Origin of the sequence: Hanstruepera neustonica (genome assembly GCF_002895005.1) — a bacterium.
GTDB lineage: Bacteria > Bacteroidota > Bacteroidia > Flavobacteriales > Flavobacteriaceae > Hanstruepera > Hanstruepera neustonica.
In genome coordinates, this window is the sequence record NZ_POWF01000008.1 from 35,108 (window position 1) to 51,676 (window position 16,569).

Annotated in this window: 16 protein-coding genes; 5 read left to right on the forward strand and 11 right to left on the reverse strand. The window is 35.6% G+C overall.

Translation table 11 applies throughout. The annotated features are described in order from the left end of the window. Window positions 1-5: 5 nt before the first annotated feature. Window positions 6-3,503, reverse strand: a complete 3,498-nt coding sequence (locus C1T31_RS11475) for a T9SS type B sorting domain-containing protein (protein WP_103052652.1) — start codon at window positions 3,501-3,503, stop codon at window positions 6-8. 174 nt (window positions 3,504-3,677) lie between these two features. On the opposite strand from C1T31_RS11475, the gene C1T31_RS11480 reads away from it, so the two are divergent. Then, a complete protein-coding gene (locus tag C1T31_RS11480) occupies window positions 3,678-4,463 on the forward strand; it encodes a carboxypeptidase-like regulatory domain-containing protein (protein ID WP_394338509.1) in 786 nt (261 codons plus the stop codon). Between the two features lie 6 nt (window positions 4,464-4,469). On the opposite strand, the gene C1T31_RS11485 is transcribed toward C1T31_RS11480, so the two are convergent. The 4 genes from C1T31_RS11485 to C1T31_RS11500 are packed head-to-tail and all read right to left on the reverse strand — an operon-like array spanning window position 4,470 to window position 7,263. Further along, on the reverse strand, window positions 4,470-4,844 hold the full coding sequence (locus C1T31_RS11485) for a VOC family protein (RefSeq protein ID WP_103052653.1): 375 nt from the start codon (window positions 4,842-4,844) through the stop codon (window positions 4,470-4,472). A 3-nt stretch (window positions 4,845-4,847) separates the two neighbouring features. Beyond that, window positions 4,848-5,372, reverse strand: a complete 525-nt coding sequence (locus tag C1T31_RS11490) for an SRPBCC family protein (protein ID WP_103052654.1) — start codon at window positions 5,370-5,372, stop codon at window positions 4,848-4,850. Window positions 5,373-5,412: 40 nt separating this feature from the next. Further along, the gene (locus C1T31_RS11495) at window positions 5,413-6,066 is read right to left on the reverse strand and encodes a TrmH family RNA methyltransferase (protein ID WP_103052655.1); all 654 of its coding nucleotides are present in this window, start codon (window positions 6,064-6,066) and stop codon (window positions 5,413-5,415) included. Continuing rightward, the gene (locus C1T31_RS11500) at window positions 6,067-7,263 is read right to left on the reverse strand and encodes a CHRD domain-containing protein (protein WP_103052656.1); all 1,197 of its coding nucleotides are present in this window, start codon (window positions 7,261-7,263) and stop codon (window positions 6,067-6,069) included. Between the two features lie 93 nt (window positions 7,264-7,356). Between C1T31_RS11500 and C1T31_RS11505 the strand changes: the two genes are divergently transcribed. Then, a complete protein-coding gene (locus C1T31_RS11505) occupies window positions 7,357-8,037 on the forward strand; it encodes an SIR2 family NAD-dependent protein deacylase (RefSeq protein WP_103052657.1) in 681 nt (226 codons plus the stop codon). Here the strand turns inward: C1T31_RS11505 and C1T31_RS11510 are convergent. From C1T31_RS11510 to C1T31_RS11530, 5 genes are read right to left on the reverse strand one after another with little or no spacing between them, the layout of a single operon-like run. Then, window positions 8,029-8,751, reverse strand: a complete 723-nt coding sequence (locus C1T31_RS11510) for a DUF6090 family protein (protein WP_103052658.1) — start codon at window positions 8,749-8,751, stop codon at window positions 8,029-8,031. The genes C1T31_RS11505 and C1T31_RS11510 overlap by 9 nt on opposite strands. Further along, a complete protein-coding gene (locus C1T31_RS11515) occupies window positions 8,751-10,316 on the reverse strand; it encodes a serine hydrolase (RefSeq protein WP_103052758.1) in 1,566 nt (521 codons plus the stop codon). The genes C1T31_RS11510 and C1T31_RS11515 overlap by 1 nt, the downstream gene beginning before the upstream one ends. 59 nt (window positions 10,317-10,375) lie before the next feature. Continuing rightward, window positions 10,376-11,281, reverse strand: a complete 906-nt coding sequence (locus C1T31_RS11520) for a hypothetical protein (protein ID WP_103052659.1) — start codon at window positions 11,279-11,281, stop codon at window positions 10,376-10,378. Between the two features lies 1 nt (window position 11,282). Continuing rightward, entirely contained in the window at window positions 11,283-12,515 is a 1,233-nt protein-coding gene (locus C1T31_RS11525; RefSeq protein ID WP_103052660.1) for a glycosyltransferase, read from the reverse strand. A 3-nt stretch (window positions 12,516-12,518) separates the two neighbouring features. After that, entirely contained in the window at window positions 12,519-12,989 is a 471-nt protein-coding gene (locus C1T31_RS11530) for a heme-binding domain-containing protein (protein WP_103052661.1), read from the reverse strand. A 38-nt stretch (window positions 12,990-13,027) separates the two neighbouring features. Between C1T31_RS11530 and C1T31_RS11535 the strand changes: the two genes are divergently transcribed. Then, a complete protein-coding gene (locus C1T31_RS11535) occupies window positions 13,028-13,591 on the forward strand; it encodes an adenylosuccinate lyase (protein ID WP_103052662.1) in 564 nt (187 codons plus the stop codon). Window position 13,592: 1 nt separating this feature from the next. Here C1T31_RS11535 and C1T31_RS11540 read toward each other — a convergent pair whose 3' ends face one another. Next, window positions 13,593-14,573 carry a DUF1028 domain-containing protein gene (locus tag C1T31_RS11540; protein ID WP_103052663.1) on the reverse strand — a complete coding sequence of 327 codons (981 nt, stop codon included), beginning with the start codon at window positions 14,571-14,573 and terminating at the stop codon, window positions 13,593-13,595. A 127-nt stretch (window positions 14,574-14,700) separates the two neighbouring features. Between C1T31_RS11540 and purB the strand changes: the two genes are divergently transcribed. Together purB and C1T31_RS11550 are read left to right on the forward strand one after the other, a co-directional pair. Beyond that, complete coding sequence (gene purB, locus C1T31_RS11545) at window positions 14,701-16,044, forward strand: adenylosuccinate lyase (protein WP_103052664.1); 1,344 nt, start codon at window positions 14,701-14,703, stop codon at window positions 16,042-16,044. A 30-nt stretch (window positions 16,045-16,074) separates the two neighbouring features. Continuing rightward, window positions 16,075-16,533, forward strand: a complete 459-nt coding sequence (locus C1T31_RS11550; RefSeq protein WP_103052665.1) for a hypothetical protein — start codon at window positions 16,075-16,077, stop codon at window positions 16,531-16,533. The last annotated feature ends 36 nt before the right edge of the window (window positions 16,534-16,569 follow it).

Here is a 16,569-nt window from a genome sequence, read left to right on the forward strand (position 1 = left end):
TTTGTTTATCGTTTTAATGTAAAGTGCGCCCGATACTGTTTTCCCTTACTCGGTCTGTTTACTACAAACCAATAATCAGATGTTGGCATATGTTCTCCGTTAAAGGTTCCATCCCAACCATCACTCAAGGCATTGAGTTGCTTGAGTAATTTACCATATCGATCAAAAATCAAAACGGTAATATCAGGTTCTGTTTGAGAAAAATATACCTGCCAATTATCATTATCGCCATCACCATTTGGTGTGAAAAATTTAGGATAGTACAACACATAGACCTCTTCATTAACAACACCACAGCCATTTTGATCTCTAACGTAAATCGTGTATTCTCCTACAGGGAGATTATTAAACACATTACTACTTTGATAATTAATACCATCTATTGAGAACTCATAGTCTCCAATACCAGAAACCTCAACCGTAATGGTGTTATCATAAGCCGTCCAATCTTCTATCTCAATATCGTTGATAATGGCTTCATCTGATTCAATGACTTGAACCGTTTCGGTAAAACTACAAGACAACGGCGGCATAGTTGGATAGTCGTAAGCAACTGTAACATCATAATTCCCTGCGCTACCAACAACAATAGACTGGGTTGTTTCTCCGGTAGACCACAGGTAAGAGTCATAACCAAACCCAGCATCCAGAACCACTGTTTCATCTGTACAGAAATAGTACGTGGTTTCCATGTCTGGATCCGGTGTTTCTAAAGCCTCAATGTAAAATGATGTTGTGTTATAACAATCAAAATTTTCCATGTTTTCTATTCTGGCAAAAATCTGCTGCGGATTCGTAATGTTGGTATACGGTATGCTTAACGGGTTTTCATTCAAATCGGCATCAGCTTGTGACAAGTGATAAGTAATTGCAAAATTTCCTGTTTGTCCATTTGATATTTGGTCATTTTGCAAGTTTAAATCAAAAGATTCTTCACCGTCATTAAGCGCATCACATAGATACATATCATCAGGTTGATAGGCTTCCAAATAATCATCGATTATAATCTGGAATGAACCTGTTTCATAGCAACTGGCATTATTGACATTCTCAATGCGAATAAAAACCTGCTGTGGATTATCTACCGTTTGAAAATCATCTGGTAACGGATTAGCGCTATTCTCGGCATTTATTTGAGAAATATGGTAAGTGATGTTAAAATCGGAAGCTGCTTGCCCGTTCAGTACAGCATTATCAAACTGTGTTAAATCAACCAATTCTGTTCCATCGTTGGAAGCATCATCACAAGTAGTCACATCGGCAACCACATTGACTACTGGCATTGCATCCACTTGAATAGTAAAGCTGGTAGTGTCAAAACAATTACTGTTATTCGTGTTTTCTATTCTCACGAATATTTGCTGTGGATTGGTTTCATTAGTATAAGGCGATGTCAATGGGTTTTGATTATCGTCTGCATCGTCCTGACTTAAGTGATAGGTGATATTAAAGCCCGTTTGTCCATTGGATACTTGGTTGTTTTGAGAACTTAAATTAAAGGCTTCTTCACCATCGTTCAGATCATCGCAAAGGAACATATCGTCAGGTTGGTATGCTGTAGGTTGTTCATCAATGATAATCTCGAAACTCCCTGTATCATAACAGCTCTCGTTGACAACATTTTCAATGCGAATAAAAACTTGTTGCGGATTATCTACCGTCTGAAAATCATCTGGTAATGGATTAGCATCATTCTCGGCATCCGCTTGAGATATATGATACGATATGTTAAAATCGGCAGCTGTTTGACCGTTCAATATGTCATCATTAAACTGCGTTAAATCAACCAATTCAGTGCCATCATTGGAAACATCATCGCATACCATCAAATCTATAACTGTATTGGCAACTGGCATGGTATCTACTATCAAATCAAAACTGGTGATATCGTAGCAATCTGTATTATCAACATTATATATCTTAACATAAATAGTTTGACTATTGGAAATATTGGCATAACTAATAGTTAGTTCGTTTTCGTGATTTTGGGCGTCCTCCATACTTGCATAATACCTAATATCAAAAAACACATCCGATTGTGTTCCTAACACCTCTGAATCTTTAGTGCTTAAATCAAAAATTTCAACGTCGTCATTAGTACTATCATCACATAAATGATAATTAGAGACCTCATTCGCAATTGGAACATCATGAATTACAATATCGGTTGTAAAAAATCGATTGGTTCCACTAACCGAATTCACCGAAACGGTAACGGGATACGTTCCAGCTGAAGTATAAACGTGTGTGGGAGTCACTTCACTGGTCGTGTTCCCATCTCCAAAATCCCATTGAATATTGGCAATTTCTTGACTTGAATTGACTGAAAATTGAGTCTCATCGCCCACGCAAGTAAACTCTACATTAATTCCAACCTGGAAAAATGATTGAATGAAAGGTGGTAATCCATAAATAGCTTGTCTACCTTCTAAAAACAAAGCTCGGTTAACATATCCAGAACTTAACCCTGGTTCATTGGGATTTTCAATAACATCCAAATATCCAGAGTAAGCGTTAGCTATATAAATTTTTTCATCAATTGCTAATTGTAACGCTGAAACACTATCAGTTCCATCATATAAAATGACATCAGAATTTGCAATATCCATTTGGTTTCCATGCATTAAATTAAATTGATGAATTTTAAACCGTGTTGATATAAAATCAGTATCAGAAACATAGAGCATCTCACTATTAGGTGAGAATTCAAGTCCATATGGACCACTTTGAAGCCCATTATAAAACATGTCAGATAAATTAATAGCATTACTAAACTGACCATTTTGAGAATTAAAATCAAATATTTCAACAAATGCTGTATTGTGCCATTTGGCCAAAGCTAATTTTTGTCCATCCGGAGATACTTTCATATATCCTATGGTTTCTGCAGGATCACCATTATGAACACTACCAATTGGGGTGATTGTGGGCGTGATTTCAACTCCAGATTCTGTAATTTTATAAGATAAAAATTCGTTGCTATTCCATTTATGGGCAATAACCCAATAATCGACACCATTGGCATGCTGAATAGCCGTAATTTTTTCTGTTGACGGTGTAAAAAGTGGAATATTTTTATTAGAAGTGATATCGCCATTTCCTCCATTCAAAGTCAAATCTACTTCAGAATAGCGTAACCCTGAACTCAAACCTAATTGAGCAACTGTAAAAATAAAATAAATATTGGGGTCATTAGGCTTTGGAACTATTATACCAGATTGTGTACTTGATGGGTCTCCCATCAACCCAAATCCATTAGGCATGGTATTATGATTTTTGTCCCAAACTCGGATTCCATCAGTATAAAATAATAAATCTCCATTCGAATCTGAAATTGTCGAACAACCTTCATTGGTATTCAATGCTCCGTCAGTGATAGCTACGGCCGTTCCAGAATTAAAATCTAATCCTGCATTACTACCAAAGTACCAATAGTTGGCCTCTCCTTGAGCAAATAAAAAACTTGAGAACAGAATTAGGGTTATGCAAAAAAATAACCTCATGTTAAGGGAAAAAAGATTAATAGCGTTACGTAAAATAAAATAAATATCTGATTATCAAAAATAGACGCTTGAAAATAACTGTTAAAACCGATTAAACTGTTAATTTTTAGTCAAATTACAATAGAATAACAGAATCTATTTTTTTTGTTTAGTACTTTTATGCCTAATTTAGCCATGATGTTGAAACACTTATTCCTACTTTTTTCAGTTTTTACTGTAGCTGTTTGTTTCTCGCAAGAGGTGGAGACTAGCGTTTTAGGGACTGTAATTAACAGTTCAGATGGCACCCCAATGGAAAGTGTTAACATTGTCAACTTAAACCAGGTACTTGGAACCACTACCAATAGCAAAGGAGAGTTTGAATTAAAAGCACAACCCAACGACACCCTTCATTTTTCGTATTTAGGTTTTAAATCCATTAAAGTTCGTGTAACCAATGACTGGATAAAATATGGCGCTTCAACTATTGAACTTACAGAACTAGCACTTGCATTGGAAGAGGTGGTTATTAATGAATTTAGACTTACGGGAGTTTTAGAGGTTGATATACTTCAAGTACCCATAAACACCAATTATCGTTATAGTATTTCAGGTTTACCGACTACTGGTTACGAAGCTGGTAACCGTTCTAATTCTGTAACCAAAGTACTGGGCGCCATTTTTAATCCAGCCGATTTTCTCTATAAGATGTTTGGTAAAAAACCAAACGAGATGAAAAAACTCAAGCAAATGAAGCAGGATGATGAGATACGAAACCTCCTAGCTTCGCGTTTTGACCGCGAAATGCTGACTGTTTTGCTTCAAGTTGATCGTGTTGATTTAGATGAAATTGTAAGACAATGCAACTACTCGGCGAGTTTTATTCAAACTGCCAATGATCTTCAAATTTTGGATGCCATAAGTGAATGCTACGAAGAATACAAAGTATTAAGCCGTAGTCGTAAGAAAGGACGGTTGTAAAACTCGTTATTCTCTGGAATGCAAAGCCACTCTATTACCTTCGGAATCTAAAAATACACCCATAAAGCCATGTTCGGGTGATATTTGCGTTTTAGGCTGATATATTTTGCCTCCAGCCGCTTCTACTCTCTCCAATTCATTTTGGACGTTGTCAGAAATAAAGTAAACCAAAGTACCTTCCTGACTGGGTATGTAGGATTCTTGCTTTATTAAAGTCCCTTGCGCACCTGGAACCTGACCTCTATCTGGAAACCAACCCATTAAGATACCACCAAAATCTACGACATGAATATCTACTTTAAAAACAGCTTCGTAAAAGGCTTTAGCGCGATCCATATCGGATACTGGTATTTCAAACCAGCCAACCATATTGTATTTCATATCTCATTGTTCTAAACGTTGTTTTAATCTAGATAGTCCTTCATCAAAATCCTTGCCTACCGCTTTTTCAAAATTAAAAAACAGCATGAATATATTGAAAGGCACTGGGTTTTTTCCTGCAAATCCCCAAATAACTTTGGTCTGATTATCGTCTACTTTTTCGACATTCAAATAACCTTTAGAAACCGATTTCCAAGGTTTTAAAAAGCGAAGTTCCGTAATGACCTGCTTCTCCTCTATAACATCTATAATTTCCTGTTCGCCCATTCCAACATCCTTATTACCTTCCCATTTGGAGATAAACCCGATTTCACCATCAGTTCCCGTAAATGTTTGCTTCATATTAGGGTCTTTTAATTTCCAAGGAGACCATTGATCCTGATTTTTAATAGATTTAAGATATTTGAAGACTTCGGGCAAAGCTCTATTAATTACAATACTACGACTCACATCATAGGATTTCGGTGCAACTATAGCCAGTATCAAAATCAAAGCTATGATACCCAATACTATATAAAGAAAAATCATGGTTTGTGTTTTAGTTAGTTAAGCTAAATCTACAAAATAGTTACTGATTATAAAATCTTTTAACGATGTCGTGATAACTTTTGATGGTTTTTTGAATCCAATCCAGACGTTTACTAGCTTTCTCTTCATCAGTTAGTTGCCAATTAACATCCAATGACTTGAGTTTAGAAGTAACCTGTTGTAAGATGATAGCTGCCGAAACCGAAATATTCAAACTTTCAGTAAAACCAACCATAGGGATTTTAAGAAAACAATCGGCTTGATCTAAAACTTCTTGCGACAGTCCTTCTGTTTCCCGGCCAAAAAAGAAACAGGATTTTTTGGTGACATCAAAATCTTGCAATAAGCAATCATTGGTGTGTGGTGTCGTGGCAACAATTTGATAACCTTGTTGCTTTAATTCTTGTAAACAATCCTTAACAGAATTAAAGCGGTTTAAATCAACCCATTTTTGTGCTCCCATGGCAATTTCTCGGTCAATGCGCTTTCTATTAATCTCCTCAATAATATTGACTTCCTGCACGCCAAAAACATCGCAACTTCTTATAACAGCACTGGTATTGTGTAATTGGTAAACATCTTCAATGGCTACCGTAAAATGCTTGGTACGTTGGTTTAGTACTTTTGTAAATCGGTTTTTTCTATTCTCGGTGAGATACCCTTCTAAATATTCTAGTAATTCTAAATCGACCATTTAATCATTAACACCAATATTTCCTTGTGCAACTAAAGTATTCAAATCAGAAGCACTTAAATGAATGTTGATGTACCCATTAACTTCCAATACGTCATCATATCCAAAAGGTGTACCATCATCCAATTGTATCACATTGGTTTGGCTAATACCTGTACTACCATCAACGTCATTGAATGTGAACATTATTGGACCTGTAGTAGCGGCGTCATTTTCGTGAATATGACCTGGATGCATACCATCCACAGGCGTATTCATTAATTCAATAATAGCAAGTGCCTCACCATTTTGACGTCGAAAAAAAGAAGCAGTCCCACTGATGTCCGGAACATCCACTTCATTTAAGTCATATACTACCGATTCACCAGTTAACTCATTTCTGCCAATATCACCTTGCGAAACTATGCTGTTATCTGTCTCGCTCAAATGAACATTAATATAGCCATCAAAATCTGCTATATTTTCATACATGAAAGGTGTTGCGTCATCTAATTGATTAATGTTGGTATAACTGATTCCTGTATTGCCATCGATTGGGTTAAATGTTAATGCAATCTCACCCGTTTCTAATGCCGTATTCCGATGAATATGCGACGGATGCATTTCGCCATCTATAGCGTTCGTAAGTTGAATAGTTGCCAATGCCTCACCATTCTTTCGTTGAGAGAATTTAGCTGATCCACTAATTTCCGAGTTATCAAACTGCAATAACGCATAAGTTTTTGTAACACCTATTAACTCATTTTGACCAATATCAGCTTGAGCTACTAAAATATCCAAATTGGTGCTACTTAAATGCACATTGATATAACCGTCAAAATCCAACAACTCCTCATAAGTGATGGGTGTACCATCATCGAGTTCAGTAATGGTTACTTCACTTCTACCAGTATTACTATTAACTGTTCCCAAAGTCAAGGCTATAGCTCCAGTCTCGGCCGCAGTATTATAATGAATGTGAGCAGGATGCATTTGGTCTGCTAATAATCCCGAAAGGTTTAACTCAATGGTAACCGATAGGTCTTCATTTTTTACAAATCGTGCATAACCTGTAACACTGGGATCACTTATCGTATTTAATTCATAAACTTTATAGACAAGGCTAGATTCTATTCGGGTAATATTATCATCATTAGCGCAATTGGTTAGTGACAGAATTGTCATAAAGCAAATGCATACCACTAAAAGATTTTTCATGTTTTGATTTTTAGACTGTCTAAATTTACAATTTAAAGTATAAAACTAAATAAGTTCTTAATTATTATCTGGTAATTTTTATAATTTTAAACCATGAAACATGTTGTAGTACTTACTGGAGCTGGCATGAGTGCCGAAAGCGGTTTGAAAACCTTTCGTGATGCGAACGGTCTATGGGAGGGTCATGATGTCATGCAAGTAGCTTCTCCGGAAGGCTTTGCTAAAAATCCCGAATTGGTTTTGGAATTTTATAATCAGCGGCGAAGACAATTACACGAAGTTGAACCTAATGCAGCGCACAAGGATTTAGCTAGTCTTGAAAATCATTTTAAAACTACTATTATCACTCAAAACGTAGATGATTTACATGAACGTGCAGGCAGTTCTAACGTATTGCACTTACATGGTGAATTGCTAAAAGCCCGAAGTACTTATAACGAACATGATTTTGTTGATTGGACAACCGATTTGGTTTTGGGAGATGTTTGCAATCAAGGGTATCAAATGCGGCCTCATATTGTATGGTTTGGCGAAGCTGTACCGATGATTGAAAAGGCTATTGATATCTGTGCCACTGCTGATATTTTAATGATTATAGGCACCAGTATGCAAGTTTATCCAGCAGCAAGTTTGATGCATTACGTTCCCAATGGCACACAAACATATTTCATAGACCCAAATCCAGCAATAAACAGTTCTAATAATCTTACTGTTATTGCAGAGCCAGCAACTGTTGGCGTGAGTCAAGCCATTGAACGTATAAAACTACTGTAAATAGTGCTCGATTTCCCGAATTAAATCATTGGTAACCTGCAATAAGGTTTCACTTAAATTTTTGACACTGTCAGAACCAGCACTTCGATAAGTAAGTTGTGATAATATGGTGGCCTTATCCTTATTAGTGAATTTTGTAGTGGCTACAATATTGTTGTTTTCATCAACTTCTAAACCCAAACCATTATTAGCCACAAAAGCGCCAAAGTTAGAATCTACCATATACAAGTTGTTATTGTTCACAACAGATTCCGTATAATCTAGACGTTGAAAATACCTCACAATTTTATTCTGCAAATCTGCATTTGCAATCAGATTAATACTACCGCTGGAAATCATGTTACTGAATGTAGCACGGTTGGCTTTAAACGTGCGTCTTGCACCAAGATCTCTAAATAATCTTTCTAGTACGGTTTTGTCTGCGGTATCCGAAACAAAGGTTTTTGCAGAATCTACTTGAATTAAAATACTGGTCTCAAAATCTATTTGCTCTTGAATCAATTCCTTTTGGATTTCTAAGTCCTCTTTTAAATTTTCAAGAATGGTCGTTTCAAGTACTCTGTTTTGTTTTTCCTTGTTCCATGTGTTAATCTGTAAGGCAATAAGAATACCTATAACCACGAGAACAATTTCCCCAATAGCATAAAAGAAATAGCGTTGTGCCCTTTTCTCTTCTAACAATTTCTTTCTGATTTTTCGTAATGCCGATACCATTAGTCTACGCGTTTTAGATTGAGATCCTCGAAATCAAAACTAAAATCTATGTTGGGTGAAATACCCTTCATGGTAAGGCCATTAGCTTTGCCGTTTTCGTCTAAAGTGAACATCGCAAAAGCATCAGCGTTCATGTCTTGATATTCCCACTTAATTGCAAATGTTTCATCTTTATAAAGTTTTAATGGGCCATTGAGCAATGGCGAACGGTGGCTTTTAATCCAGAGTTGTTTTCCTTTCATAAAGACTTCTATTTTACCAAACCAAACATCTTCATAAATACCAATATACTTATCCTTATCAACAGCGTCTTGGTTCATATTGGCAACCGCTTCCCAAACCTTTTTTGTAGCCGCATCATCGCCACTTTTGTTGGATGCCATATATGCCGCATATTTATCAATCCATTTAAAATCTTCCAATCCATAGTACATATCCAGTATAGTCTGTGAAACTGAAGAAAATAAACCACCGCCATCATTACTGGTATTAGTCAAAATAACGATACCCAAATTCAAATCTGGAAATAAAATCGTTTGAGATAGCATACCTGGCAATCCACCGGTATGTTCCACTTTCATGTTTCCTTTCTCGTCTGACAGAAACCAACCCAAGCCATAACCCGAAAAATGCGAGTTGTAACGCGGATTTGGATTCACATCCATAACCGTGTGTATCTTCCACATCTCATTATGGTTGGAAGTGGAAAATAATTGTTTATTCAGATTTTGTCCATATTTCCCCTTATTTAATTGCAACAATAGCCATTGAGACAAATCATTGACATTAGAAAATATACCTCCAGCAGCACCATTAATCATTTCTTCAAAGGTTGGAATGATTCTGATGTCTCCCTTTTCTGTGGAATGAGAAGCAGATAAATTATTTGTATTTTTAATATTTACCAAGGATCCATAGGTATTGTCCATACCTAGTGGTTCAAAAATTCTGCTTTCCACAAAAGCTTCCCAAGTCATGCCGCTCTTTCTCGCTATCAATTCACCAGCCACCAAATACAACAGGTTGTCATAATCCCATTTGGTTCTAAAAGCCGATTCGGGTTTAAAATGCTGAAAATTTGCCAACAAGTCATCAATGGTGAAATCGGATCCTTGGGGAAAAAACATCAGGTCACCCATACCTAAACCTAAACCACTGCGATGGGTTACCAAATCGACAATATTAAAATTGTCCTCCACATAATCATTATACATGGTGAATTCTGGAATATGGTCTTTAACCTTGTCTGTCCAGTTTATTTTGCCTTCCTCCACCAAAATAGCCAACGCCGCTGTGGTAAAGGCCTTACTGTTAGATGCTATGGCGAAATTGGTATGTTCGTTAACCCACTCATTGGTTGCAATAGATTTGACACCATAACCCTTTTCATGCAATATGCCTCCATCCTTTACAACCGCAACTGCACAACCAGCCACATTAAACTTGCTCATGGCATAATTGACAATGGAGTCTATTTGACGTGAAGTAACTTGCGCATGAATTTGGCAAAAACAGCAAACCAGCAATAAAAAGAATACTGCTGGGGATTTTTTAATGGATTTCATAGAGAATAGTTGGTTGGTTATCATATTGAATTTAAAGGTAAGCAATAAAATACATTACTTCAATTATCATAAATCCATTCCTTTTGGTTTGATTTCCAAATATTAAAATAATCTTCTGGATAATAGTCTTTTGCGGGATAAAAACTCTTCCCTCTATTCAAAAAATATGGCGGTTTTAAATATTTTCTTAAAGAATCTAAATCCTTTCTATTAGTCTTAATAATCCCTTTTCTCCTATTATATCGAATATTTCCTAATACCAAAGAATCTATTTGTTTTGTATGAGGATACAAATTTGGATACTCTATAACCCATTTATTATCAATACTCCTGTATAGGGCGTGATGATGAATTAAATAATATTTATCGTCACAATATTTTTCAACAATGAGAAGTGCATATTTAGGCTTAGTGGAAATTATGCTATGCTGAGATCCATGTTCAGAAATATCAAAAAGAATGTTACTTTTTTCATGTAAAAAATCACCGTGAACTTCCTTAATAATTAGATATTGCCCAACGCCATAAGTGTTCATTACCTCAATGCACAAACTAGGATCAAATATATTTTCAACATCTTCATGAATATCTTTGACAAATTTCAATTTACCAATGAAAACAAGTAATTCTCTCGGTTTAGTCTTACAAAACTTATAACGTATCGTCTCTAAAAACCACAATTTGACATCAATATTAGAATCATTGAAAACGATTCTTTCAGATGTTGTATAACAATTCTCTATATCCTTTGGTGGTTTGAATAATAAAGTATCTCCAAGTTTAGCCTTAATGCTATAATTTCCATCAAAATCAGCAATAACTTTTTCTTTACTATTGATGTTAATTACTTGAGATCCTGCAAATGGTGAATTCCAGCTATCAATTATATTACCTTTTACTATAACATTTTGCGCAAAAGATAATTGGCTAGATAAAACAATAAATAAAATCAAAACCTTTTTCATATCATTTATTATTCTTCTCCTCAATCCATTTACTCATATACTTGGTGCTTTGTAGAGTATAGTGTTGGAGTATTTGCCCAATTGTATTGTTGAGCCTGTGATTTCCCAAGTTACCTTGAAGTTTTTGTAAAAGGTTTATAAATTCTCTTTGGTGTATTTCTTTATTATATCGCTCATTTATGATGGTAAAACCGTTTTGTTGCTTGTTTTTCCAAAGCAGTTCATCGGTATAAAGTTTTACAGCTTGTTCAGTAAATTCGGTTGGGTCATCTGTAATAAATCCATGAGGCTCGAAATTACCAAACATCCCTTCAGCAGCAATAGTGCTCATGGCACATGGTGTACCATTTTTCATGGCATCAATGAGCTTCCCTTTTAATCCCGCACCAAACTGCAGTGGTGCCAAACACACTTTAGCTTGTTGCATGACTTGATTAACATCATCAGCAAATCCCTTGATGATAAAACCTTCTTTTTCATTGTACAATTGGGTTACTTTTTGTGAAGGATAAGCACCATAAACATGTAACTCGGCTTTTGGTAATTGTTTTCTAATCAACGGCCAAATGGTCTGTTTAAGATACAAAACCGCTTGGTAATTGGGCTCGTGTAAAAAGTTACCAATGGTTATAAAGTGTTGACGTGATTCAAAACTTGGCAGTTCCGCGGTACGATCTTCTTCTAGCCTATCTTCCATAAATGGCAAATAAGCCAAAAGGGATTTATCAACCTGTAAATCATGAACTAACAAATCCATTTCAAACTCCGAAATAATCATACTTAAATCACACCTGTAAATACTGGCCAATTCCCGTTTAAAAGTATCATTCATTAAATAGGTTCTATCAAAGGTTTTTTGATCTTTAAAGGCTAACTGTCTCCCTTTACGAAGTCCGTGCAAGTCTTCAGTATCTAGAATTCGTAATGCTTTCGGACAATTTTCAGCAACGCGCCAACCAAACTGTTCTTCCATCATAAAACGGTCAAACATTACGACATGGGGTTGGAATGCCGCTACAAAATGGTCAAAAGAACTGGAATTAACTTCTATCGAAACGGAATCAATTCCTAATTCTTTCAAATCAAAGGCATTTTCCATTTTTTCACATGGACTGGCAAATGTAATTTGATATTTTAGATACTGAAATGTTTCAATGAGCTGCATCATACGCCAGCCTGCCGCAGAACTCTTGATTTCTGGCCAAACATAGCCTATAATCAGCAATTTAGGCATGGATTATTCTGGCTTGGCTTCTAATCCGTATTTAACCCTGACGGCTTGAGCCCAATTAATAACCGATTGAATTTGCGCATCTGTTAATTTAGCTTCTGTATGAGTCCAGGTATAGGATTCCAAAGGCATTTCTTTTTCTTCAACCATTTCAACTAACTCCTCCAATTTATGGTCTTTCTTCTTTGTAGAATATTCGTCCCAAACTGATACGTTAAAATGCTTGGTGCCATGTTCCACATGGTCTGCCAACCAATAATTGACTGGTGTAATGTTATTATACCAAGGATATCTTGTGGCATTACTATGGCAATCATAACAACTTTCCTTTAAAATGACTGCAACATCCTGTGGCGGATTGGTATCGGCTAAAAAAGCATCGATGGCCAAATCACCATCATTCTTTTCAGGGCCAAAAAATTGCGCAATAACAAATAGGACTAACAGTATGATTAAGAGTTTCTTGGTTATTTTCATTTTATGTAATTTTAGATTTTTAAAAATAGAAAATATTCGTGACTACCGAACAACTTTACGAAGAATTAAATTATGTCAACCATTCACGCGAAAAACGCTTGCATTATGCCAATTTGGTCATTGAAAATCCCGACCTGATTTCCAAGTTGTTAGATATACTTTTTATGGTAGATGATAAAGTATCTTGCAGAGCGGCTTGGGTCTTCGAATTTATGTGTGGCGAAAATTTAGAAGCTTCCATACCATTTTTAGATAAGTTTACGGAACATATGCACAAGGTTCATTTAGATCCTGCTGTTCGCCCAGTAGCGAAAGTTTGTGAATATTTGGTAAAAGCCTATTATTCAAAGACCGATAACAAAATTAAGACTGCTTTAAAACCAGTTCACAAGGAACGCATCATAGAAGCGTGTTTTGATTATATGATTAACGATGAAAAAATAGCTCCCAAGGCCTATGCTATGAATACACTCTATTTACTCGGACACGACTACGATTGGATTCACCCCGAATTAGCTTTGATTTTAGAACGCGATTATCAAATGCAAAGCTCTGGATTTAAAGCTCGAGCGCGCCATGTCCTCAAAAAAATCAAGAATTGATTTACCAACTTAATATTTGTTGTAATTCTTCATTAGAGACAGCTAGTAGCTTACTCACTATTAATCGGGATGTCAAGGTTTTCCAATCCTTATTTTGTTTAAAAATCGATTTTAAAATAGGTTCAGCCTTTTCAAACTGCTTATTGTTTAACAAGTTTATGGCATACCAATATTGCATTTCCAAATTTTCAGGAAATAGTTTTTGAGCATTTAAATAAAGTTTTTCAGCTTCAACAGAATCCCCTTTTTCCATAGCCAAATCACCTTTATTCATAAAATCATAGGCCTTATGAATTTGTATCAAACGTTCCAGCTCTTGAGTAGGGTTTTCATGATCTTCCACTCGTAAATCCATGACCGTATCTTCCCATGAATTTCCTGTTGATTTCCCTTTAACAATTAAAATGGCTGCAGACTGTTTTCCTCTGATATCACCACGTTCATTTTCTGCCGCTTTCATAGCTGCTAACATACGCTCACTTAAACTACCTGTCGCTTCTTCAAAAGCTTCTGCCATGGCATTCCAAACGGTATTATTCAACATCATATTGGCCTGAACAGAAAAGTTTTTACCTTTTCGATGTCCCGCTTCAGCTATACACAAACTTCCCGTATGTGCAGCAACCTGCCCTTTTGAATTTAAAAAAGCGACTTGCCTGTACATTTGACCTGAATCATTAGCCAACAATGCATCCAAAGCCTGTTGTGGATCTAATCCTTGGGACATCAATGCTAATCCTTTAGGCCCATAGCTGGGATTAACCAAAGATTGCGTGGCCACAACACCAACACCTGCTTCTCCATAAATAACTATTCCGCCAACATTAAACCAATGCGATTGGACAGCCACACCCATATCTCCCGTAACAGAATCGCGAGCCACTATGGAATAAGTATGTGTAAAGGGTTCCGACTTTTTAAATGATTGAGAAAAACTTATGGCAGGTAGAAATACCAAAAACAGTAAAAAATATTTTTTCATGGCTTTATGTTTAAGTACCTAAATATAGTCAAATAATTAGGCGTTTGCTCAAAAACTTCATGCTTTTAACTTCACTCTTACACCGAAAAAAACTATCTTTGCAACTTCAAAAAAACACAAATAAATCATGTCTATATCATCTTTGAATGCCATTTCTCCTATTGATGGTCGCTATAGAAATAAAGTTGAAAAACTAGCACCTTATTTTTCAGAAGAAGCCCTTATTAAATATCGCGTTCAAGTTGAAATAGAATATTTTATTGCGCTGTGTGAAATTCCGTTGCCTCAATTGGCAGATTTCAATTCGAATCTATTTGAAGATTTACGGTCCATTTATAAAAATTTTACAGCCGTTGATGCTTCGGCTATTAAGGACATTGAAAAGGTGACAAACCATGATGTCAAAGCCGTTGAATATTTTATTAAGGAAAAGTTTGATGCTTTAAACATCTCCAAATACAAAGAATTTATCCATTTTGGACTAACCTCTCAAGACATCAATAATACAGCTATACCGTTAAGTATTAAAGATGCCATGAATGATGTTTATGTTCCTGAATATACTTTGGTATTGGAAAAACTCCAATCGCTTTCTGAAGAATGGTCCAAAATATCGATGCTTGCAAGAACGCATGGCCAACCAGCTTCGCCAACACGATTAGGAAAGGAAATTGCCGTTTTTAGTACGCGTCTAAAAGAACAGTTCAATTTATTGAATGATATTCCTAGTGCTGCTAAATTTGGTGGCGCTACTGGAAACTACAATGCCCATAAAGTTGCTTATCCTAATGTGGATTGGAAAACTTTTGGAGCTGATTTTGTACAAGGTAAATTAGGACTATATCACTCCTTCCCTACAACCCAAATTGAGCATTACGACCATATGGCTGCTTTGTTTGATTGTTTGAAACGTATAAACACCATCATCATCGATTTGAATCGTGACATTTGGACTTATGTGTCTATGGATTACTTTAAACAAAAAATTAAGGCTGGTGAAGTAGGCAGCTCGGCTATGCCGCATAAAGTAAATCCTATAGATTTTGAAAATAGTGAAGGTAATTTGGGCATTGCCAATGCGCTGTTTGAGCATTTATCAGCAAAACTCCCTATTTCTCGCTTACAACGTGACCTCACTGACAGTACAGTGCTTCGAAATGTTGGTGTGCCTTTTGGACATACATTAATAGGTTTTAAATCAACATTAAAGGGGTTAAACAAATTATTGCTGAACGAAGACAAGTTTGCTGAAGATCTTGAAAATAATTGGGCGGTGGTTGCCGAAGCCATTCAAACCATTTTAAGACGTGAAGGCTATCCCAATCCTTATGAGGCCTTAAAGGGATTGACCAGAACCAACGACAAAATCAATAAAACCTCAATTTCGAATTTTATTGATACATTAGAGGTCTCAAATCAAATAAAAACAGAACTAAAAGCTATTTCACCAAGTAATTACACGGGTATTTAGTGTATCACTTCTACATATTATAGTTTAAATATGAAAATAGTTATATTCTTACTACTATCAATATTTTTATTTAAGTGCAAAAATGATGAAGTCTTTAAATTAAAAGACGAAATATCAAGTTTGAAAGCTGAAAATGATAGCTTAAATAATATAATTAGAAATAAATTTATTTTTGATAATGCTGACTTAAGAATTATACCTTCAATTAAGAATTCTAAAACGCTTGATTCAAAATTTGAAGGAGAATTGGTGATTGTAGGTTTTAATGATGATGATATAACTATCCTGAATGGTGAATGGAATTACAAAAATTCTCAATATGAGAATGGAGATACAATTAAAAATCATTACGGTGCCTACAAATTAAACCTAGATAAAGTTAAAAATGACACCTTAAACTTTTATGTTAAGATAGATAATAAATATGGTAGCAGAAGTTATGATTCAATAATGAGCTATCCATATGAAGGCTTTTGGAAATTAAAATAGGATCCTGAAATTATGACCAAAACTTTATGCTAACCG

Excerpts from the sequence above, each read along its gene's own strand:
- C1T31_RS11475 (WP_103052652.1), bottom strand. The coding sequence starts at position 3,503 with ATGAGGTTATTTTTTTGCATAACCCTAATTCTGTTCTCAAGTTTTTTA.
- C1T31_RS11480 (WP_394338509.1), top strand. The coding sequence starts at position 3,678 with ATGATGTTGAAACACTTATTCCTACTTTTTTCAGTTTTTACTGTAGCT.
- C1T31_RS11485 (WP_103052653.1), bottom strand. The coding sequence starts at position 4,844 with ATGAAATACAATATGGTTGGCTGGTTTGAAATACCAGTATCCGATATG.
- C1T31_RS11490 (WP_103052654.1), bottom strand. The coding sequence starts at position 5,372 with ATGATTTTTCTTTATATAGTATTGGGTATCATAGCTTTGATTTTGATA.
- C1T31_RS11495 (WP_103052655.1), bottom strand. The coding sequence starts at position 6,066 with ATGGTCGATTTAGAATTACTAGAATATTTAGAAGGGTATCTCACCGAG.
- C1T31_RS11500 (WP_103052656.1), bottom strand. The coding sequence starts at position 7,263 with ATGAAAAATCTTTTAGTGGTATGCATTTGCTTTATGACAATTCTGTCA.
- C1T31_RS11505 (WP_103052657.1), top strand. The coding sequence starts at position 7,357 with ATGAAACATGTTGTAGTACTTACTGGAGCTGGCATGAGTGCCGAAAGC.
- C1T31_RS11510 (WP_103052658.1), bottom strand. The coding sequence starts at position 8,751 with ATGGTATCGGCATTACGAAAAATCAGAAAGAAATTGTTAGAAGAGAAA.
- C1T31_RS11515 (WP_103052758.1), bottom strand. The coding sequence starts at position 10,316 with ATGAAATCCATTAAAAAATCCCCAGCAGTATTCTTTTTATTGCTGGTT.
- C1T31_RS11520 (WP_103052659.1), bottom strand. The coding sequence starts at position 11,281 with ATGAAAAAGGTTTTGATTTTATTTATTGTTTTATCTAGCCAATTATCT.
- C1T31_RS11525 (WP_103052660.1), bottom strand. The coding sequence starts at position 12,515 with ATGCCTAAATTGCTGATTATAGGCTATGTTTGGCCAGAAATCAAGAGT.
- C1T31_RS11530 (WP_103052661.1), bottom strand. The coding sequence starts at position 12,989 with ATGAAAATAACCAAGAAACTCTTAATCATACTGTTAGTCCTATTTGTT.
- C1T31_RS11540 (WP_103052663.1), bottom strand. The coding sequence starts at position 14,573 with ATGAAAAAATATTTTTTACTGTTTTTGGTATTTCTACCTGCCATAAGT.
- purB (WP_103052664.1), top strand. The coding sequence starts at position 14,701 with ATGTCTATATCATCTTTGAATGCCATTTCTCCTATTGATGGTCGCTAT.
- C1T31_RS11550 (WP_103052665.1), top strand. The coding sequence starts at position 16,075 with ATGAAAATAGTTATATTCTTACTACTATCAATATTTTTATTTAAGTGC.